The sequence below is a fragment of the Pseudomonas aylmerensis genome, from assembly GCF_001702265.1.
In the GTDB taxonomy this organism is placed as follows: Bacteria; Pseudomonadota; Gammaproteobacteria; order Pseudomonadales; family Pseudomonadaceae; genus Aquipseudomonas; species Aquipseudomonas aylmerensis.
This window is the reverse complement of record NZ_MAUE01000022.1, coordinates 92,981-112,182: the sequence shown is the minus strand read 5'-3', so window position 1 is coordinate 112,182 and position 19,202 is coordinate 92,981. Positions and strand designations below refer to the sequence as shown.

Annotated in this window: 23 protein-coding genes; 10 read left to right on the top strand and 13 right to left on the bottom strand. The window is 62.0% G+C overall.

Annotated elements, in window-relative coordinates; translation table 11 throughout:
* Positions 1-25: 25 nt before the first annotated feature.
* From ftsY to rpoH, 4 genes are all read left to right on the top strand, one after another.
* Positions 26-1,432 (top strand): signal recognition particle-docking protein FtsY, encoded by a 1,407-nt coding sequence (gene ftsY / locus BBG20_RS15645; protein WP_065902171.1) that lies wholly within the window; start codon positions 26-28, stop codon positions 1,430-1,432.
* Positions 1,429-2,100 (top strand): cell division ATP-binding protein FtsE, encoded by a 672-nt coding sequence (gene ftsE, locus BBG20_RS15640; protein WP_003213784.1) that lies wholly within the window; start codon positions 1,429-1,431, stop codon positions 2,098-2,100. Before ftsY ends, ftsE begins: the two co-directional genes overlap by 4 nt.
* Positions 2,097-3,119, top strand: coding sequence for a permease-like cell division protein FtsX (ftsX, locus tag BBG20_RS15635; RefSeq protein WP_065902169.1), 1,023 nt, complete (start codon positions 2,097-2,099; stop codon positions 3,117-3,119). The genes ftsE and ftsX overlap by 4 nt, the downstream gene beginning before the upstream one ends.
* 129 nt (positions 3,120-3,248) lie before the next feature.
* The gene (rpoH, locus tag BBG20_RS15630; RefSeq protein ID WP_003176698.1) at positions 3,249-4,103 is read left to right on the top strand and encodes an RNA polymerase sigma factor RpoH; all 855 of its coding nucleotides are present in this window, start codon (positions 3,249-3,251) and stop codon (positions 4,101-4,103) included.
* A 97-nt stretch (positions 4,104-4,200) separates the two neighbouring features.
* On the opposite strand, the gene mtgA is transcribed toward rpoH, so the two are convergent.
* Positions 4,201-4,923 carry a monofunctional biosynthetic peptidoglycan transglycosylase gene (mtgA, locus tag BBG20_RS15625; RefSeq protein ID WP_065902167.1) on the bottom strand — a complete coding sequence of 241 codons (723 nt, stop codon included), beginning with the start codon at positions 4,921-4,923 and terminating at the stop codon, positions 4,201-4,203.
* A gap of 74 nt (positions 4,924-4,997) precedes the next feature.
* Between mtgA and BBG20_RS15620 the strand changes: the two genes are divergently transcribed.
* The 4 genes from BBG20_RS15620 (at position 4,998) to trmB (ending at position 7,243) form a co-directional block, all read left to right on the top strand.
* Positions 4,998-5,378, top strand: a complete 381-nt coding sequence (locus BBG20_RS15620; protein ID WP_065902165.1) for a DUF423 domain-containing protein — start codon at positions 4,998-5,000, stop codon at positions 5,376-5,378.
* A gap of 71 nt (positions 5,379-5,449) precedes the next feature.
* Complete coding sequence (gene thiS, locus BBG20_RS15615; protein WP_032865944.1) at positions 5,450-5,650, top strand: sulfur carrier protein ThiS; 201 nt, start codon at positions 5,450-5,452, stop codon at positions 5,648-5,650.
* A gap of 63 nt (positions 5,651-5,713) precedes the next feature.
* Entirely contained in the window at positions 5,714-6,508 is a 795-nt protein-coding gene (locus BBG20_RS15610) for a thiazole synthase (RefSeq protein ID WP_015886353.1), read from the top strand.
* A 9-nt stretch (positions 6,509-6,517) separates the two neighbouring features.
* Entirely contained in the window at positions 6,518-7,243 is a 726-nt protein-coding gene (trmB, locus tag BBG20_RS15605) for a tRNA (guanosine(46)-N7)-methyltransferase TrmB (protein WP_065902164.1), read from the top strand.
* 138 nt (positions 7,244-7,381) lie between these two features.
* Here the strand turns inward: trmB and BBG20_RS15600 are convergent, their stop codons facing one another.
* From BBG20_RS15600 to BBG20_RS15560, 9 genes are all read right to left on the bottom strand, one after another.
* The gene (locus BBG20_RS15600) at positions 7,382-7,705 is read right to left on the bottom strand and encodes a DUF3392 domain-containing protein (RefSeq protein ID WP_016972961.1); all 324 of its coding nucleotides are present in this window, start codon (positions 7,703-7,705) and stop codon (positions 7,382-7,384) included.
* Positions 7,706-7,723: 18 nt separating this feature from the next.
* A complete protein-coding gene (gene hemW / locus BBG20_RS15595; RefSeq protein WP_065902162.1) occupies positions 7,724-8,926 on the bottom strand; it encodes a radical SAM family heme chaperone HemW in 1,203 nt (400 codons plus the stop codon).
* The gene (gene rdgB, locus BBG20_RS15590) at positions 8,923-9,519 is read right to left on the bottom strand and encodes an RdgB/HAM1 family non-canonical purine NTP pyrophosphatase (RefSeq protein ID WP_065902158.1); all 597 of its coding nucleotides are present in this window, start codon (positions 9,517-9,519) and stop codon (positions 8,923-8,925) included. Before rdgB ends, hemW begins: the two co-directional genes overlap by 4 nt.
* Positions 9,516-9,950 (bottom strand): DUF4426 domain-containing protein, encoded by a 435-nt coding sequence (locus BBG20_RS15585; RefSeq protein WP_065902156.1) that lies wholly within the window; start codon positions 9,948-9,950, stop codon positions 9,516-9,518. The genes rdgB and BBG20_RS15585 overlap by 4 nt, the downstream gene beginning before the upstream one ends.
* A gap of 21 nt (positions 9,951-9,971) precedes the next feature.
* Entirely contained in the window at positions 9,972-10,592 is a 621-nt protein-coding gene (gene metW, locus BBG20_RS15580; RefSeq protein WP_016972957.1) for a methionine biosynthesis protein MetW, read from the bottom strand.
* A gap of 7 nt (positions 10,593-10,599) precedes the next feature.
* Positions 10,600-11,739, bottom strand: a complete 1,140-nt coding sequence (metX, locus tag BBG20_RS15575; protein ID WP_065902154.1) for a homoserine O-succinyltransferase MetX — start codon at positions 11,737-11,739, stop codon at positions 10,600-10,602.
* Between the two features lie 188 nt (positions 11,740-11,927).
* Positions 11,928-12,515 (bottom strand): YggT family protein, encoded by a 588-nt coding sequence (locus tag BBG20_RS15570; RefSeq protein ID WP_065902151.1) that lies wholly within the window; start codon positions 12,513-12,515, stop codon positions 11,928-11,930.
* A 24-nt stretch (positions 12,516-12,539) separates the two neighbouring features.
* Entirely contained in the window at positions 12,540-13,358 is an 819-nt protein-coding gene (proC, locus tag BBG20_RS15565) for a pyrroline-5-carboxylate reductase (RefSeq protein ID WP_065902149.1), read from the bottom strand.
* 33 nt (positions 13,359-13,391) lie between these two features.
* Positions 13,392-14,078 (bottom strand): YggS family pyridoxal phosphate-dependent enzyme, encoded by a 687-nt coding sequence (locus BBG20_RS15560; RefSeq protein WP_065902147.1) that lies wholly within the window; start codon positions 14,076-14,078, stop codon positions 13,392-13,394.
* Between the two features lie 57 nt (positions 14,079-14,135).
* Between BBG20_RS15560 and BBG20_RS15555 the strand changes: the two genes are divergently transcribed.
* Positions 14,136-15,170: a type IV pilus twitching motility protein PilT gene (locus BBG20_RS15555; RefSeq protein ID WP_065902145.1), complete on the top strand. Its 1,035-nt coding sequence runs from the start codon at positions 14,136-14,138 to the stop codon at positions 15,168-15,170.
* A 308-nt stretch (positions 15,171-15,478) separates the two neighbouring features.
* Here BBG20_RS15555 and BBG20_RS15550 read toward each other — a convergent pair whose 3' ends face one another.
* The gene (locus BBG20_RS15550; protein WP_065902143.1) at positions 15,479-16,117 is read right to left on the bottom strand and encodes a C40 family peptidase; all 639 of its coding nucleotides are present in this window, start codon (positions 16,115-16,117) and stop codon (positions 15,479-15,481) included.
* Between the two features lie 250 nt (positions 16,118-16,367).
* Here BBG20_RS15550 and BBG20_RS15545 point away from each other — a divergent pair, with 250 nt between their 5' ends.
* Positions 16,368-16,796 (top strand): NINE protein, encoded by a 429-nt coding sequence (locus BBG20_RS15545; protein WP_065902141.1) that lies wholly within the window; start codon positions 16,368-16,370, stop codon positions 16,794-16,796.
* 127 nt (positions 16,797-16,923) lie between these two features.
* Here BBG20_RS15545 and BBG20_RS15540 read toward each other — a convergent pair whose 3' ends face one another.
* Positions 16,924-18,195, bottom strand: a complete 1,272-nt coding sequence (locus tag BBG20_RS15540) for a dihydroorotase (protein ID WP_065902139.1) — start codon at positions 18,193-18,195, stop codon at positions 16,924-16,926.
* The gene (locus BBG20_RS15535; protein WP_065902138.1) at positions 18,192-19,196 is read right to left on the bottom strand and encodes an aspartate carbamoyltransferase catalytic subunit; all 1,005 of its coding nucleotides are present in this window, start codon (positions 19,194-19,196) and stop codon (positions 18,192-18,194) included. The genes BBG20_RS15540 and BBG20_RS15535 overlap by 4 nt, the downstream gene beginning before the upstream one ends.
* Between the last annotated feature and the right edge of the window lie 6 nt (positions 19,197-19,202).

Genomic DNA, 19,202 nt, shown 5'->3' with positions numbered 1-19,202 from the left:
TCGCTACCTTGAGATAGCCGTCTCCATGTTTGGTTCCAACGACGACAAGAAGACCCCAGCTGCGGCTGGCGAGAAGAAAGGCCTGTTCGGATGGCTGCGCAAAAAGCCGCAGGAAACCCCCGTCGCCGAACAGCCGCAGGTTCCAGCCGAACCGATCCCGGACCCTATAGTAGAAGCCGAACCGGTTGCCGAAGCGCCGGCGCCGGTGGTATTGCCGATGGCCGAGCCGGTGCTGCAGCCGCTGGCCGAGGTTGAGCCAGAGCCAGAGCCAGAGCCGCAACCAGAACCCGAGCACAAGCCATGGCCGCAATTGCCGGTGGCCGAAGAGCCCGTGGCACTGGTTGAAGATGTACAGGCCGAACATGTGGCGCCGCCGATTCCGGTGGTCATTGAGCCGCAGCCGGTTGTCGTAGAAGCGCCAGCACCGGCACCGGTGGTGGTCGAGCCAGTGTCTGCCGCCCCTGCCGTCATCGAAGAGCCTGCCGCGCCTGCCGAAACCAGCAAGACCGGTTTCTTCGCCCGCCTCAAGCAAGGCCTGAGCAAAACCAGCGCCAGCATCGGCGAAGGCATGGCCAGCCTGTTCCTGGGCAAGAAGGTCATTGATGACGAGCTGCTGGAAGACATCGAAACCCGCCTGCTGACCGCCGACGTGGGCGTCGAAGCCACCGCGGTGATCATCCAGAGCCTGACCCAGAAGGTCGCGCGCAAGCAGTTGACCGACGCCGATGCCCTCTACAAATCCCTGCAGGCCGAGCTGGCAGCGATGCTCAAACCGGTGGAAGCGCCGCTGGTGATCACGCCGAACAAGCCGTTCGTGATCCTGGTGGTCGGTGTCAACGGCGCCGGCAAGACCACCACCATTGGCAAGCTGGCGAAGAAGCTGCAGTCGGAAGGCAAGAAAGTCATGCTCGCTGCCGGCGACACCTTCCGTGCCGCTGCCGTGGAGCAGTTGCAGGTGTGGGGTGAGCGCAACAAGATCCCGGTCATCGCCCAGCACACCGGCGCCGATTCCGCCTCGGTGATCTTCGACGCCGTGCAAGCCGCCAAGGCCCGTAACATCGATGTGCTGATCGCGGATACCGCCGGTCGCCTGCACACCAAAGACAATTTGATGGAAGAGCTGAAGAAAGTCCGCCGCGTGATCGGCAAGCTCGACGCCGACGCGCCGCACGAAGTGCTGCTGGTGCTCGATGCCGGTACGGGCCAGAACGCCATCAGCCAGGCCAAACAATTCAACCAGACGGTGCAACTGACCGGCCTGGCATTGACTAAGCTCGACGGCACGGCCAAGGGCGGTGTGATCTTCGCCCTGGCCAAACAGTTCGGGTTGCCGATTCGTTATATCGGCGTCGGTGAAGGTATCGACGACCTGCGCACTTTTGAAGCCGAACCCTTTGTACAGGCACTGTTTGCCGAGCGGGAGCGTTCATGATTCGATTCGAACAGGTCGGTAAACGCTATGCCAACGGGCATGTCGGCTTGCATGAGCTGAGCTTTCGAGTACGGCGGGGCGAGTTCTTGTTTGTCACCGGCCACTCTGGCGCCGGCAAAAGTACCCTGTTGCGCCTGCTGCTGGCCATGGAACGCCCGACCACCGGCAAACTGCTGCTGGCCGGCCAGGACCTGGCCACCATCAGCAATGCACAGATTCCGTTCCTGCGCCGCCAGATCGGCGTAGTGTTCCAGAACCACCAGTTGCTGTTCGATCGCACGGTGTTCAACAACATTGCCTTGCCGCTGCAGATCCTCGGGCTGTCCAAGGCCGAGATCGTCAAGCGCGTGGATTCGGCCCTGGAGCGCGTAGCGCTGTCGGACAAGACCGACCTCTACCCCGGCGACCTGTCCACCGGCCAGCAACAGCGCGTCGGCATTGCCCGCGCTATCGTCCACCGTCCGGCCTTGCTGCTGGCGGACGAACCGACCGGCAACCTCGACCCGCGCCTGGCGGCCGAGATCATGGGGGTGTTCGAAGACATCAACCGCCTGGGCACCAGCGTGCTGATCGCCAGTCACGACCTGGCCCTGATCGCGCGCATGCGCCATCGCATGCTGACCCTGCAGCGTGGCCGCCTGATCGGTGACGGGGAGGCCGGCGTATGAGTGCTACACGCAGCCCCAAGGTGTCCGAACGCGTGGCACCGAAACCGGCCGATCCGCAGCCGAAAAAGAAAAAACACGACGAAGACGACGGTCCTGACTTCAGCACCTTGCTGCGCGCCTGGATCGAAAGCCACCGCGCCAGCCTGCTGGACAGCCTGCGTCGCTTGGGCAAACAACCGATCGGCAGCTTTTTCACCTGCCTGGTGATGGCCGTGGCCCTGAGCCTGCCGATGGGCCTGTCGCTGCTGCTCAATAATGTCGAGCGCCTGGGCGGCTCCTGGCAGCGTGCGGCGCAGATTTCGCTGTACCTGAACCTGGATGCGAGCGCCAAAGACGGCGAGAGCCTGCGCGATGACATCAAGAACCTGCCGGGTGTGGCCGATGCCGAGTACATCAGCCGCGACCAGGCCCTTGAAGAGTTCCAGCAGCAATCCGGCCTGGGCGAGGCACTGAAGGAGCTGCCGCAGAACCCACTGCCGGGCGTGGTGCTGGTGACGCCGAATGAAGTCGACAAGCCGGCCCTGGAAGCCCTGCGACAAAAACTCGCAGAGCTGCCCAAGGTTCAACAGGCACAACTTGATCTAGTCTGGGTTGAGCGGCTGGCGGCAATTCTCAAGCTGGGTGACCGGTTTGTGTTCGGCCTGACGGTGTTGTTGGTGTCTGCATTACTTTTGGTGATAGGTAATACCATTCGTCTTCATATTGAAAACCGTCGCACCGAGATAGAAGTGATTAAACTGGTCGGCGGCACGGACAGCTATGTGCGTCGGCCTTTTCTGTACATGGGCGCGCTTTATGGCTTCGGTGCCGGGATTTTGTCCTGGGGTGTGCTGGCGTTTGGCTTGAACTGGCTGAACGACGCGGTAGTCGGGCTTGCCGGCTTGTACGGCAGTGATTTTGCCCTGGCCGGTGTGCCAGTGGCCGATGGTCTGTCGCTCTTGCTTGGCGCGGTCCTGTTGGGGTATATCGGTGCTTGGATTGCGGTCGCACGGCATTTACGTGAGTTGGCGCCGAAGTAGTTAATGTCAAGGTAATGTGGTTTCGTTTGTATTGACCGTATCAGTGGTTTAGGGAACTTGTCCTACGGTTCCCGGTCAATTTTCGCAGTGCTGAACTGCACGAGTTATGTGAGTCGGAGGTTTTTTCGTATGACCACTTCTTTGCAACCTGCTTATGCTTTGGTCCCGGGTGCGAACCTGGAGGCCTATGTGCACACGGTGAACAGCATTCCATTGCTGACACCGGAGCAGGAGCGTGAACTGGCCGAGAGTCTCTACTATGAGCAGGATTTGGGGGCGGCTCGGCAGATGGTGCTCGCCCACCTGCGTTTTGTCGTACATATCGCCCGTAGCTATAGCGGCTACGGCCTGGCCCAGGCTGACCTGATCCAGGAAGGCAACGTCGGCCTGATGAAGGCTGTGAAGCGCTTCAACCCTGAGATGGGTGTGCGCCTGGTGTCGTTTGCTGTGCACTGGATCAAGGCGGAAATTCACGAGTTCATCCTGCGCAACTGGCGCATCGTGAAAGTCGCGACCACCAAGGCCCAGCGCAAGCTGTTCTTCAACCTGCGCAGCCAGAAGAAACGCCTGGCGTGGCTGAACAACGAGGAAGTCCACCGCGTGGCCGAAAGCCTCGGCGTGGAGCCGCGTGAAGTGCGCGAGATGGAAAGCCGTCTGACTGGCCATGACATGGCGTTCGACCCGGCCGCCGAAGCGGACGACGACAGTGCTTTCCAATCGCCGGCCAATTACCTGGAAGACCACCGGTACGACCCGGCGCGTCAACTGGAAGACGCCGACTGGAGCGACAACTCCAACCACAACCTGCACGAAGCGCTGGAAGTGCTGGACGACCGCAGCCGTGACATCCTCTACCAGCGCTGGCTGGCGGAAGAAAAAGCCACGCTGCACGACCTGGCGCAGAAGTACAACGTGTCGGCCGAGCGGATTCGTCAGCTTGAGAAAAGCGCGATGAACAAGCTGAAGTTGTCGATCGCCGCCTAAAACGCTGCGAAAAGCTAAAAAAATGCCCCGATCGAAAGATTGGGGCATTTTTGTTTGTGCGCAAAACCCAGAGCCTCACGCAATCCCTGGTAGGGTCTCAGTCGGACCACGGCGCCTTGCGGGAGTTATTCAACTCCACCAAGTAACCATCCCCACCCAATTGGCTCATCTGCTGGCGAATCCACGCGGCTCTCCGCGCCACATAGGCAGTCGGATGGCTGGCACTCCACACCCGAGGGTTAGGCAGCACCGCCGCCAGGTAGCTGGCCTGCTGACGGGAGAGCGCCTTGGCACTCATCCCAAAGTGATGCCGCGCGGCAGCCTCGGCGCCAAATACGCCTTCATCCCATTCCACGCTGTTGAGGTACACCTCAAGAATCCGCTGTTTGGGCCAAAGCACCTCGATCAACCCGGTAAACCAGGCCTCCAGGCCCTTGCGCAGATAACTGCGGCCGGCCCACAGGAACAGGTTTTTCGAGACCTGCTGGCTCAGCGTACTGGCGCCACGGATCGAACCACCGCGCTCGTTGTGCAGGATCGCTGCCTGGATCGCGCCGAAATCAAAGCCCCAGTGTTGCGGGAAACGCTGGTCTTCACCGGCCATCACCGCCACTTTCAGGTCATCGGAGATCTGGTCCCACGGCACCCAGGTACGTTGCAGGTCAATCGGCTCACCGTCAAACCAGGATTCGACCTTGCGCTCCACCATCAACGCGGTGAAGGGGGGCGGGACGACACGAAACAGCAGCACCAGCAAGACACTGCCGATGGCGAACCATTTCACGACTTTGAGAAAACGATTGAAGAGGAGACGCAGCATAGAGATGGCTTGGCCGAACCCGTTGAGCGGGCCATTATACAGACCCGGCCCTTTGAGTCTGACTGGAGTTCCTCATGCTGCGTGGTTTTCTGATGTTGGCTGCCTTTTTCGGCTTCACCGGTGTTGCCCTCGGCGCCTTCGCCGCCCATGGCCTGAAAAACCGCCTGAGCGCCGACTACCTGGCGATCTTCCATACCGGCGTGACCTATCAGCTGGTACACACCCTGGCACTGTTTGGCGTGGCGCTGCTGGCCGCACATATTCCTGGCCGGTTGGTCGGCTGGGCGGGCATCTCCTTTGCCGTCGGCATCCTGTTGTTCTCCGGCAGCCTGTATGTGCTGACCCTGACCGGCATCAGCAAACTGGGGATCATTACGCCGTTCGGCGGGTTGGCGTTTCTGCTCGGCTGGTTTTTCCTTGGCCTCGCTGCCTGGCGCTTGCAGCTGACCGCTTGACGCTTGGAGCTGACCTTTGGGTCCCAATCGGGCTAGAATGCTGGCCCCTAAAAACGATGGCGGCCCGTGGCATGCGCATTCAGTTGAACGGCGAATCCTTTGAACTGCCCGACGGTGAAACCGTTGCGGCCCTGCTGACCCGTCTGGACCTGACCGGGCGTCGCGTCGCAGTGGAACTCAACCTGGATATCGTCCCGCGTAGCCAGCACGCCGAGACCGCGCTCACCGAAGGTGACCAGGTCGAAGTGGTCCACGCCATCGGCGGCGGCTAGCCCGCCCGGCGCCTGTGCGCCACCGCGTATTCTGCAGAACCTCACCCACACAGAGGATTTCCCATGAGCATCGTTCGTAGCGACAAGCCCTTCGTCCTGGCCGGTCGTACCTACCAGTCCCGCCTGCTGGTCGGCACCGGCAAGTACCGCGACATGGAAGAAACCCGCCTGGCCATCGAAGCCTCGGGTGCCGAGATCGTAACCTTCGCCGTGCGCCGCACCAACCTCGGCCAGATCGAAGGCGAGCCAAACCTGCTCGAAGTGCTGTCGCCGGATCGCTACACCTTCTTGCCCAACACCGCCGGTTGCTACGACGCCATCGAGGCCGTGCGCACCTGCCGCCTGGCCCGTGAGCTGCTCGATGGCCACAACCTGGTGAAGCTGGAAGTGCTGGCCGACCAGAAAACCCTGTTTCCCAATGTGATCGAAACCCTCAAGGCCGCCGAAACGCTGGTCAAGGAAGGCTTCGACGTGATGGTCTACACCAGCGATGACCCGATCATCGCGCGCCAACTGGCAGAAATCGGCTGTATCGCCGTGATGCCGCTGGCCGGCCTGATCGGTTCCGGCTTGGGCATCTGCAACCCGTACAACCTGCAGATCATCCTCGAAGAAGCCAAGATCCCCGTGCTGGTGGATGCGGGCGTGGGCACTGCGTCCGACGCCACCATCGCCATGGAGCTGGGCTGCGACGCGGTGCTGATGAACTCGGCCATCGCTCACGCCCAGCAGCCGATCATGATGGCTGAAGCCATGAACCACGCCATCGTCGCGGGCCGCCTGGCCTACCTCGCCGGTCGCATGCCGAAAAAACTCTACGCCAGCGCCTCTTCGCCGCTGGATGGTCTGATCAAGTAAGAGCTATTGATGACTGAATCAAACGAAACGCCGAACACCGTGGACGAAGGTGACGAGTCCAAGCACCGCCGCATCAAGAGCTTTGTGATGCGTGCCGGGCGCATGACCGAAGGCCAGCAAAAGGGCCTGGAGCAGGGCACGCCACTGTTCGTCCTGCCGCTGGCCGATGCGCCGGTGGACTACGACCACGTCTTCGGCCGTTCGGCCCCGCGCTCCCTGGAAATCGGTTTCGGCATGGGGCACTCGCTGCTGGAAATGGCCGCCGCCTCGCCGGAGCAGGATTTCATCGGCGTGGAAGTACACCGTCCGGGTGTCGGCGCGCTGCTCAATGGCGTGCTGACCCAAGGCCTGACCAACCTGCGGGTGTATGACTGCGACGCGATCGAAGTGCTCAACCGCTGCATCGCCGACAACAGCCTGGATCGCCTGATGCTGTTCTTCCCCGATCCATGGCACAAGGCCCGTCACCACAAGCGCCGCATCGTCCAGGCATCCTTCGCGGAACTGGTGCGCAGCAAGCTGAAAGTCGGCGGTATCCTGCACATGGCCACCGATTGGGAGCCGTATGCTGAATACATGCTGGAAGTGATGAACGTCGCCCCTGGCTACCGCAACCTGGCCGAAGACGGCAAATGCGTGCCACGCCCGGCCGAGCGGCCGATCACCAAGTTCGAGCGCCGCGGCGAGCGGCTTGGGCATGGTGTCTGGGATTTGAAGTTCGAGAAGCTGGCTTAATCAGCTGGAAACCTGAAGTGCAATCAACTGTGGGAGCTGGCTTGCCTGCGATAGCAACACCTGGGTATCACTGATACACCGAGGTGCCTGCATCGCAGCCAAGCCAGCTCCCACAGTTGTTTTGCGGTGCGCTTTAAATCAGCGGCGGTCCGCAACTACGCCAATCAATACCAGCACCACCACCAGCACCGGTGCGAGGCTGTAGTTATTGAACTGGCTCAGCCCCCGCACGATCCATGGCGTGGCGTAGATCAGCGCGGCGCCGCTGCCGATCATGCACACCAGGGCCATCAACGGCACGCGCAATGCCCCGGCGATGCTGCCCAGGCGCGCTTCGACCCAGCCTTTGATATCGGCGCCAAACAACACCAGCAAACAGCCGACCAGGGCCAGGGAGATTTCCGACAGGTTGCTACGGCTCCAGCGGGATACGGTGGCGAGCAGGTCGAGTACCAGATCCATTCGATTTCCTTAGAGCGATCAGCTCAAAAACTTCTGCAACAGGTCATTGAGAAAGAGTTGCCCGCGGTCAGTGGCCGCCAGGCGTGACGGTTCGACCTGCATTAAGCCACTTTGTTCTGCCTCGCGGCGCGCGGCGTCCAGGCTCGCCAGCTCAAGGCCGGTGCGTTCGGCGTAGAGCTTGGCGTCGACACCTTCAGTCAGGCGCAGGGCGTTCATCAGGAACTCGAACGGCAGCTCCTCATTGGTCAGTTCTTTCGCTCCGGCCTGGAAGTTTTTGGCCGGGTTGAGGTAGTCCTTCGGCGCACGGGTCTTCCAGGTGCGCACAATGCGCCCGTCCGGGTGGCTGAGCTTGCCGTGGGCACCGGCGCCGATACCGATGAAGTCGCCGAAGCTCCAGTAGTTCAGGTTGTGCCGCGCCGGGCGACCTGGCTGGGCATAGGCCGAGACCTCATATTGCGCGTAACCGTGTTCGGCCAGCAGCGCCTGGCCGGCTTCCTGAATGTCCCACAGCGTGTCGTCTTCCGGCAGCGCGGGCGGCTGGTTCCAGAACACGGTGTTGGGTTCCAGGGTCAGCTGGTACCAGGACAAGTGCGTCGGCTTCAGTGCGATGGCCTGGCGCAAGTCGCTCAAGGCGTCGTCCAGGGACTGATCGGGCAGCCCGTGCATCAGGTCCAGGTTGAAGTTATCAAACCCGGCCTGGCGCGCCATGCCGGCAGCGCGCACGGCTTCATCGCCATTGTGGATGCGCCCGAGCGCCTCGAGCTTTTCCTGCTGGAAGCTCTGGATGCCGATCGACAGCCGGTTGATCCCCAGCTTGCGGTAGGCCACGAACTTCTCTTGTTCGAAGGTGCCGGGATTGGCTTCCAGGGTGATCTCGATATCGCTGGCAAACGGGATGCGTGCTTCCACGCCCTTGAGCAGGCGGCCCAGCGCGGCGGCGCTGAACAGGCTCGGCGTACCGCCGCCAAAGAAGATCGAACTCAGTTCCCTGCCATAAACGGCATGCAGGTCTTGATCAAGGTCGGCCAGTAACGCGTCGACATACTCTTCTTCCGGCAGCACTGCGCTGGCGGTATGGGAGTTGAAGTCGCAATATGGGCATTTGCGTACGCACCACGGGATGTGGATATACAGCGCCAGGGGCGGCAGGTGGGGCAGGGCCGCCCGTGGTGTTTGCGTGCCACCGTGGATCAGTGGCTGCGCAGAGGTGTTCTGGGTCATTTCAGGCCCAGGCGTTGGCGCAGCAAATCCATTGCGCGGGCGCGGTGGCTGATCTGGTTCTTGTCGGCGGGGCTCAGTTCGGCGCTGGAAACATTACGCTCCGGCACCCAGAACAGGGGGTCATAGCCAAACCCGTGCTCGCCGCTGGCCGCGTGCAGGATGCGCCCGTGCCACAGGCCTTCGCAGAGGATCGGCAGCGGGTCATCGGCATGCCGAACCAGGGCCAGCACGCAGACGAACTGTGCGCCGCGCAGCGCGTCCGGTACGTCCTTGAGGGCGTCCAGCAGCTTGGCGTTGTTGGCCGCATCGCCTTTGCCGTCGGCATAGCGTGCCGAATAGATGCCAGGGGCGCCGCCGAGGAAGTCCACCGCCAGGCCCGAATCATCCGCCAGCGCCGGCAGGCCGGAGATGCGTGCGGCGTTGCGAGCCTTGAGGATGGCGTTTTCGACGAACGACAGGCCGGTCTCTTCCGGCTCGACCTGGCTGAATTCGCCAATCGAGCGCAGCTGCACGGACTCACCGAGCATGGCCTGGAGTTCTTTGAGTTTGCCGGCGTTATGGCTGGCCAATACGAGTTGGGTGAGGTTCATCATTGCGCCGGAAACAGTTCTTGGTTGAATTGGAAGCTATGAGCCTTGCCACCGGTTTCAACGTTGATGGTAAAAATCTTGACCTCTTGCTGCGGTACGGAATAAGGCGCCAGGTAATTGGTCGCGCCTTTTTCGGTGATCTGCTTGAACGTCAGCACTTCGCTCTTGCCACTCAAGTCCTTGATGGTGCCAGTCACCTGCGCCACCACGGGCGTTACGCCCTTGAATACCGAAACGTTGATCAACCCCTTGTTCTTGCTGCGTACAACGCCTACCTCCTGGGCGGTTTCCGGTTGCAGGAAACTCGAGGTAAACGTGTTGTAACGCACGGTGATATCGCCAAATTCTTTCGTGCGATTGGGGTCGATAGCGTCGGCAGCCATGGCATTGGCCCCAAGCAGTGTGGTCAGTAGAAAAATAGCCAGGCGACTCATGATCGTCCCTCTTGAAGGTGATTAGACGGCAATCTTGTGGTCCGTCAGGCCAGGACTGCTGACCCGGTAAATACCGATTTCGCCCAACAGATTGGGCCATAGCTTACTCGCCCAGCCGTGGCGGTGCTGTTGATCGACGGCAAGGCGGTTGATCACCTTGGCTTCACGCTCGCCACACAGGGCTTCGAAGTCTTCGAAGGTGCAGAAGTGAATGTTCGGCGTGTTGTACCAGGTGTAGGGCAGGAAGTCCGACACCGGCATGCGGCCTTTGGTGGCCAGGTACCAGCGGCAACGCCAGTGGCCGAAGTTGGGGAAAGTGATGATGCACTGGCGGCCTACGCGCAGCATTTCGTCGAGGATGCGGTCCGGGTAGTGCACGGCCTGCAGGGCCTGGGTCATCACCACGATGTCGAAGCTGTTGCTGGCAAAATTGCCCAGGCCCTTGTCCAGGTCCTGCTCGATCACGTTGATGCCCTTGGCCACGCACTGGGCGATGTTGTCCGGGTCGTTTTCCAGGCCGTAGCCGGTGACTTGCTTGTTGTCGCGCAGCCAGCTCAGCAGTTCGCCATCGCCGCAACCAAGGTCGAGCACGCGGCTGCCGGCGGGGATCCAGTCTTGGATGATTTCCAGGTCGGCTCTCATGGCGTTCTCACAAAGTAATGCGGTTCATGTAATTGCCGAACGCCTGCAGGTAACGCGGGATCGGGATCAGGAAGGCGTCGTGGCCTTGCGGAGCATCGATCTCCAGGTAGCAGACGTCTTTGCGCGCAGCCATCAGCGCGTCCACCAGCTCACGGGAGCGGGCCGGCGAGAAGCGCCAGTCGGTGGTGAACGACATCACGCAGAACTTGGCCGTGGCAGCTTCGAAGGTTTTCGCCAGGTCATCGTCATGGTTGGCTGCCGGGTCGAAGTAGTCCAGGGCCTTGGTCATCAGCAGGTAGGTGTTGGCGTCGAAACGCCCGGAAAACTCCTCGCCCTGGTAACGCAGGTAGCTTTCGACCTGGAACTCGACGCTGTGGAAGTCGTAGTTGAGCTTTTCACTCTTGAGGCCACGGCCGAATTTCTCGCCCATGGAGTCATCGGACAGGTAGGTGATGTGCCCGACCATCCGCGCCAGCATCAAGCCACGCTTGGGGATCACGCCGGCTTCCTGGAACGAACCGCCGTGGAACTCGGGGTCGGTGAGGATGGCCTGGCGCGCCACTTCGTTGAAGGCGATGTTCTGGGCCGACAACTTGGGGGCCGAGGCGATTGCCAGACAGTGGCGCACGCGATCCGGGTAGGTGATGGTCCACTGCAGGGCCTGCATGCCGCCCAGGCTGCCGCCAATCACGGCGGCCCATTGGGCGATGCCCAGCAGGTCGGCGAGGCGTGCCTGGCTGTGCACCCAGTCTTCCACGGTCAGCACCGGGAAGTCGGCGCCGAACGGCTTGCCGGTTTCCGGGTTGAGGCTGCTGGGACCGGTGGAGCCGTTGCAGCCGCCGAGGTTGTTCAGGCTGACCACAAAGAACGTGTTGGTGTCGATGGGCTTGCCGGGGCCGATGCAGCTGTCCCACCAGCCGGGCTTGCGCTCGTCGACGCTGTGGTAGCCGGCGGCATGGTGATGGCCGGACAAGGCGTGGCAGATCAGCACGGCGTTGCTCGCCGTGGCGTTCAACTGGCCGTAGGTTTCATAGATCAGGTCGTAGGCAGGCAGCGAACGGCCGCAGGCCAGGGCCAGCGGTTCGCTGAAGTGCGCCACTTGGGGCACGACCAGTCCAACAGAATCGGGGGGGAAGGCAGCTGGCATCGACCCTGCTCTCGTTTAAATGAGGCGTAAGTCTAAAGACCGCTGCACCCAGCGGCAAGCAAAGGCCTGCACCGGTAGGCAGATACAAAATGTGGGCGCCGATTTGCCTGCGATGCGGGCACCTCGGTGTTTGGGTTACACCGCTGTGCTGCTATCGCAGGCACGCCAGCGCCCACATTTGTTCAGCGTCAGATCAGGCCGAACAGTTCCTTGGGCATGAACGCATAGAACGCCAGGCGCGGAATCACCCAGCTTTGCACCAGCTGGATCGCGATGAACGCGAAGATCGGCGAAATATCCAGGCCGCCGAGGTTGGGGATCAGGCGACGGAACGGCGCCAGCACCGGCTCGGTGATCTGGTAGACCAGTTCGGCACCCGGGCTACGGCTGCCGGGAGCGACCCAGGAGAGGATCACGCTGATGATCATCGACCAGAAGATGATCTTCAAAAACAGCGAGAAGATGCCGATCAGCGCCCAAGGCAACAGCAACACAGTGAAGGCCTGGTAGCCATTGAGCATCAGGATCACCGCGAACAGCAGGATCTGCAGCAGCAGCGCCAGCACCAGCGACGACATGTCCAGGCCGAACAGGCTCGGGATCACCCGGCGCAGCGGCTTGAGCAAGGGCTGGGTGGCCTTGACCACGAACTGGCACAGCGGGTTGTAGAAGTTCGCCCGCACCAGTTGCAGGATAAAGCGCATCAGCACGATCAGCAGGTACAGGCTGCCCAGCGTCTGGATGATGAAAATGGCAGCGTCATTGATTCCGAGCATGTTTGTTTCCTATGTAGGGGACGACTATTTGCCCAGCTGCTCGGCCATCTCAGCCGAACGATGTGCCGCGGCACCCAGAGCTTTTTCGACCAGGGCTTCAAAGCCGCCGGCCTGGAACGATTCGATAGCCGCCTGGGTGGTGCCACCTGGAGACGTCACGCGACGGCGCAGCTCGGCGGCGTCAACTTCGCTGCCAACGGCCATCTTCGCGGCGCCGAGGGCGGTTTGCTCGGCCAGTTGCTCGGCGACTTCGTGGGGCAGGCCGAGTTTCACGCCAGCGGCGGTCATGGCTTCGATCAGCAGGAAGAAGTACGCCGGGCCACTGCCGGAGACGGCGGTGACGGCGTCCAGCTGTTGTTCCTGTTCCAGCCACAGGGCAATGCCCACGGCAGACAGCAACTCCTGGGCCTGGTCGCGCTGTTCGGCGCTCACTTCGGCGGTGGCGTACAGGCCGCTCACGCCCTGGCGCAGCAGCGCCGGCGTGTTGGGCATGCAGCGTACGATCGGCTGCGCGCCGAGCCAGTTGTTCATGCTGGCGCAGGTGATGCCGGCAGCGATGGACACCACCAACTGGTGTGGCAGCAGGCTCGGGCGCAGGCTTTCGCACACGGCTTTCATCGCTTGTGGCTTGACCGCCAGCACGATCACATCGACGCCGCTGATGGCCTCGGCGTTGTCAGCAAAGGTTTGAATACCGTGTTCGGCGCTGACGCGGGCACGGGTGTCGTGACCGGGGTCGCTGGCGCGGATCTGCGCGGCGTCCAGGCCTTTGGCCCGCAGGCCGCCGATCAGGCTGGCCGCCATGTTGCCGGCGCCGATAAAGGCAATACGCGTGTTGCTCATGACAGGTCCTTATTCAGATGGATGTCAGCCATTTCATGGCTGGCCGTAGTCGCGGGCGCCAAACAGGGCGGTACCGATCCGCACCCAGGTGGCGCCTTGGGCGATGGCCGACTCGAGGTCGTGGCTCATGCCCATGGAAAGTGTGTCGAGCGCCAGGTTCAGGCTGGCTTGCAGCTCGCGCACGGCAGCGAACGCTGCATCTTGTGCGCTCCGATCTTCAGTCGGCTCAGGGATCGCCATCAGGCCACGCAGTTTCAGGCGCGGCAGGGCGCTGATGGCGTTGGCCAGGGCCGGCAGGTCGGCGGGTGTACAGCCGGACTTGCTGGCTTCGCCGCTGACATTGACCTGGATGCAGATATTCAGCGGTGGCAGGTCGGCCGGGCGTTGTTCGGACAGGCGTTGTGCGATTTTCAGGCGGTCCACGGAATGCACCCAAGCGAAGTTCTCGGCGATCGCGCGAGTCTTGTTCGATTGAATGGGGCCGATGAAGTGCCAACTCAAGGGCAGGTCGGTTAATTGCGCCTGTTTGCCCAGGGCCTCCTGCAGATAGTTCTCGCCGAAGTCGAGCAGGCCGGCGGCATAGGCTTCGCGCACGGCTTGCGCGGGTTTGGTCTTGCTCACGGCCAGCAGGTGGATGCTGCTTGCGTCACGTTGCACGGCGTCGGCTGCGGCGCGGATGCGCTGGCTAACCAGGCCGATGTTGTCTGCTATCGTCGACATTCAAGATGCGCCCGTGGATATGGAGTCCGCGGCATTCTACTGGAAATGGAAAGCCCTATGGATATCACTGAATTGCTCACGGCCAGCGTGCGTCGTGGCGCCTCTGACCTGCACCTGTCGGCAGGCCTTGCACCCATGTTGCGAATCGATGGCGAGGTTTGGCCGCTGGATTGCCCGGTGCTTTCGGCCCCGCAAGTGGCGGACTTGTTGAGCCCGTTGCTGAACAAATACCAGCAAAAGGATTTCGAAACATCTCTTGAAACGGATTTCGCCTTCGCGCTGCCGGGGCTGGCGCGGTTCCGGGCGAATGTGTTCCAGCAGGATCGCGGCATGGCCGCGGTGTTTCGCACCATTCCCTCTGAAGTCCAGAGCCTGGAAGGCCTTGAGTTGGGCGAGGTGTTCCGGCGTATCGCCCAACTGCCGCGCGGCCTGGTGCTGCTGACCGGGCCGACCGGGTCCGGCAAGTCCACCACCCTGGCGGCGATGATCGACTACCTCAACCAGCACCGACGCCAGCACATCCTCACGCTGGAAGACCCGATCGAATTTATCCACACGCCGAACCTGGCGCTGATCAACCAGCGCCAGGTCCACCGCGATAGTCATAGCTTTTCCACGGCCTTGCGCTCGGCACTGCGCGAAGACCCGGATGTGATCCTGGTGGGTGAGCTGCGCGACCTGGAAACCATCCGCCTGGCGCTGACGGCCGCTGAGACCGGCCACCTGGTCTTTGGCACCCTGCACACGTCGTCGGCGGCAAAGACCGTGGACCGCCTTGTGGACGTGTTCCCGGCGGGAGAAAAAGCCATGGTCCGCTCAATGCTGTCGGAGTCGCTGCAGGCGGTAGTGGCCCAAGTGCTGGTCAAGAAGATCGGCGGCGGGCGGGTGGCGGCCCATGAAATCATGCTGGCCACGCCGGCCATTCGCAATTTGATCCGCGAAGACAAGGTGGCGCAGATGGTCTCGGCGATTCAGACCGGCGGGGCGTTGGGGATGAAGACGCTGGACATGAGCTTGAAGGCGCTGGTCAGCGAAGGGCTGGTCAGCCAAGCGGATGCACGGGAGAAGGCGAGGGTGCCTGCAGATATCTAGAGAGTGCTGATATCAATGTGGGAGCAACTGTGGAGCCCCATTGAGGCTGCGAAGGCGACGGCATTGCGGGCGTTATCTTTGGCTGACACACCGCTTTCGCAGCCTCGCCAAGGCTCGACAACTCCCACAGGGGATAATCCGCTGTGTGATCGCCATATTCGACGCGACGCAGGTTGAATGTGGGAGCTGGCTTGCCTGCGATAGCGCACTGTCAGACGACATCTCTGCCATTGACACACCGTCATCGCAGGCAAGCCCGCTCCCACATTTGATTGCATTTCAAACAGGAGGGCGGCTGCCGGTTGGATCTAGCGCTGCACGACGCGCAGGTTGCTGTTTTGCTCTTTAGGCAGAACGCGCTTGGCAATCACGTAGTTCTTGTCCCAGAACGGCTTTTTCAGCGTGTCGATGCTGACGGCCTTGCCACGGCGTGGTGCGTGGATGAAGCGGTCGTTGCCCAGGTAGATGGCTACGTGGTTGACCTGGCGGCTCTTGAGCTTGAAGAACAACAGGTCACCCGGTTTCAGGTCCTTGCGCTCGACCTTCTGTCCGTGGCCAGCGGCCATGGCGTTGGAAGTGCGTGGCAAATCCACTGCGGCGACGTCGTTAAACGCATATTTCACCAAACCGCTGCAATCGAACCCTTTACTTGGGCTGCTGCCGCCCCAACGATAAGGTGTACCGAGCACGTTGACGGCGCGGCTGAGGACGTTGCTGCTTTGCTTGGTGTTGGCGGCAACCAGGTGTGTCGACGATTTGCCGTGCACCGTGCTCAGTTGAGTCGGGCGGTTGACGGTCTGCTTTACCGACTTGGCCGTGCTTGGCGTGCTGTGGACTTTAGGGGTGAAACCGTTGACGTTAGGAAGTCGTTGCTCACGATTGGTGGCGTGGGCGGCCAGTGGCATTAATAGGCAGATGGTTAGCCATGTCTTGAAAAATGGTCGCATTAGGCGTGGCTCTTATGGGTTTGCGCGCAACTTTATAACAGCTTTTTGTGCTGTTCTCAGGCCGTTTGTCGACTGAACCTTGGGGTCAAATTCAGGAAAAACGCGACGAATCGCCGCAATTGTCCTACACAAGTCAGGTGGCATAAGGCTTTCAGGGCAGTGAAGATACCATTGGCCGTACGTCGGGCGCCCGTAAAAAAGTCACAAAGAAAGTGAAAAAATTTATCTATCGAGGCAAAAGAGGTACTGCATGAACACCTATCAACAGATTGGTCCGCAGCAAGATACCCACAGCAAGGTGATTGGTTACCTGCTCTGGATTTTCGGTTTTACCGGCGCGCACCGCTTCTATTACGGCAAGCCCGTGACCGGTACGATCTGGTTTTTCACCTTCGGCCTGCTGGGCATCGGCTGGCTGATCGACCTGTTCCTGATCCCGGCCATGGACCGTGAAGCGGACCTGCGTTTTACCGCCGGGCCCATCGAATACAACGTGGCGTGGATTCTGTTGGCGTTCCTTGGCGTATTCGGCGTGCACCGCATGTACCAGGGCAAATGGATCACCGGCCTGATCTACCTGCTGACCGGCGGGTTGTTCCTGGTGGGGGTGCTGTATGACTTCTGGACGTTGAATACCCAGGTCTCGATCCGCAATGCCGAGCGCAACAGCGGACGCTGAGACTTTCAAGCCTAATAGAGAGTCAATGTGGGAGCGGGCTTGCTCGCGAATACGGTGTGTCAGCCGCCAAACAGGCTGACTGATCCACCGCATTCGCGAGCAAGCCCGCTTTTTTACCGCGCCCGCTTCAGGCCTGGTAGCTGATCCGCCCATCCACCAAGGTGTAGCGCACCGTCGCCGGCAGGCTATGGCCGATGAACGGGCAGTTTTCACCCTTGGACAGCCAGTGCTCACCGGCCACCGTGGAGCTGGCCGGATCAAACAGCACCAGGTCCGCCGCTGCACCCACCGCCAGTTTGCCCGCCGGCAGGCGCAGGGCTTCGGCCGGGCCGGCACTGAGGCGTGCCAGCAGGGTTGGCAAGTCCAGCAGGCCGTCTTCCACCAGGGTCATCGCCAACGGCAGCAACAGCTCTACGCTGCTGATGCCCGGCTCGGTCGCGCCAAACGGCGCCAGCTTGGCATCACGCTCGTGGGGCTGGTGATGGCTGGAGATCGCCGAGACCACGCCGGATTTGACCGCCGCACGCAACCCTTCACGGTCGGCCAGGGTGCGCAGGGGCGGTTGTACGTGGTACAGGCTGGAGAAGTCGATCAGCGCCTCGTCCGTCAAAATCAGCTGGTACAGGGCGACATCCGCCGTCACCGGCAAGCCGCGAGCCTGCGCCTGGGCGATCAGGGCCACGCCGCGAGCGCTGGTCAGCTGGCTGAAGTGCGCGCGCACGCCGCTTTGTTCCACCAGCAGCAGGTCGCGGGCCAGGGCCACGGTTTCCGCCGTTTCCGGAATGCCCGGCAGGCCGAGGAAGCTGGCGACCGCGCCTTCATGGGCCAGGCCGCCTTCCGCCAGGTCGCGGTCCTGGGAGTGGAAGATCACCGTCAGGTCGAAGGTGGCCGCGTATTCCAGGGCACGGCACAGCGTGCGGGTGCTGCGAAAGCTTTCCAGGCCGTTGCCGAAGGCCACGCAACCGGCGTCGCGCAGGGCGATCAGCTCGGCGAGTTGTTCGCCTTCCAGGCCTTTGCTCAGGGCGCCGATGGGGAACACCTTGCAATTGCCGGCTTCGCGGGCGCGGTCGAGGATCAGCTCGGTCACGGCCGAGGTGTCCAGCACAGGCTTGGTGTGTGGCGGGCAGCACAGGCTGGTCACGCCACCGGCAGCGGCGGCGCGGGTTTCGCTGGTGATGTTGCCTTTGCGGCTGTAACCCGGCTCGCGCAGGGCGACGTTCAGATCGACCAGCCCAGGCGCGGCCACCAGGCCTTTGGCGTCGATGGTCTCGCTGGCGGCGAAGCCTGCGGGCGCCGCGCCGAGGGCGATGATCTTGCCGGCTTCCAGATGAAGATCGGTAACTTGATCCAGGCCACTGGCCGGATCGATGACTCGGGCGCCGAGAATGCTGAGCTTCACTGGGCCTTCTCCTGCTCGAATTGACGTTGCGCGGTTTGCCCGCTCATGGCCATGGACAACACCGCCATGCGCACGGCGATGCCGTAGGTCACCTGGTTGAGAATCACCGACTGGTTGCCGTCGGCCACCGCCGACTCAATCTCCACCCCGCGGTTGATCGGGCCGGGGTGCATCACGATGGCATCCGGCTTGGCCCCGGCCAGGCGCGCGGTGGTCAGGCCGAACAGGCGGTAGAACTCGCCTTCGCTCGGCAGCAGGCCACCGGCCATGCGCTCGCGCTGCAGGCGCAACATGATCACCACGTCCACGTCCTTGAGGCCTTCGGTCATGTCGGTGTAGACCTTCACGCCGTATTGCTCGATGCCGATCGGCAGCAGGGTTTTCGGCGCGATCACGCGGATGTCCGGGCAACCCAGGGTCTTCAGGGCCAGCATGTTCGAGCGCGCGACCCGCGAGTGCAGGATGTCGCCGACGATGGCCACCGAGAGGTTTTCAAAGCTGCCCTTGTGCCGACGGATGGTGAGCATGTCGAGCATGCCTTGGGTCGGGTGGGCGTGACGGCCGTCGCCGCCGTTGATGATCGCGACCTGCGGGCACACGTGCTCGGCGATGAAGTGTGCGGCACCGGAGTCGCCGTGGCGGACCACGAACATGTCGGCGGCCATGGCTTCCAGGTTGCGCAGGGTGTCGAGCAGGGTCTCGCCCTTGCTCGCCGACGACGTCGACACGTTCAGCGTGATCACGTCGGCCGACAGCCGCTGGGCCGCCAGTTCAAAGGTGGTGCGGGTGCGGGTGGAGTTCTCGAAGAACACGTTGCAGATGGTCTTGCCGCGCAGCAGCGGGACCTTCTTCACCGCCCGCCCACCGACTTCGAGGAACGAGTCGGCGGTGTCGAGGATTTCGGTGAGCAGTTCGCGGGGCAAACCGTCGAGGGACAAGAAATGTTGCAACTGGCCCTGAGCATTGAGCTGCAGCGGGCGCTTGGCATCTAGAGGCGTCATCGCGGG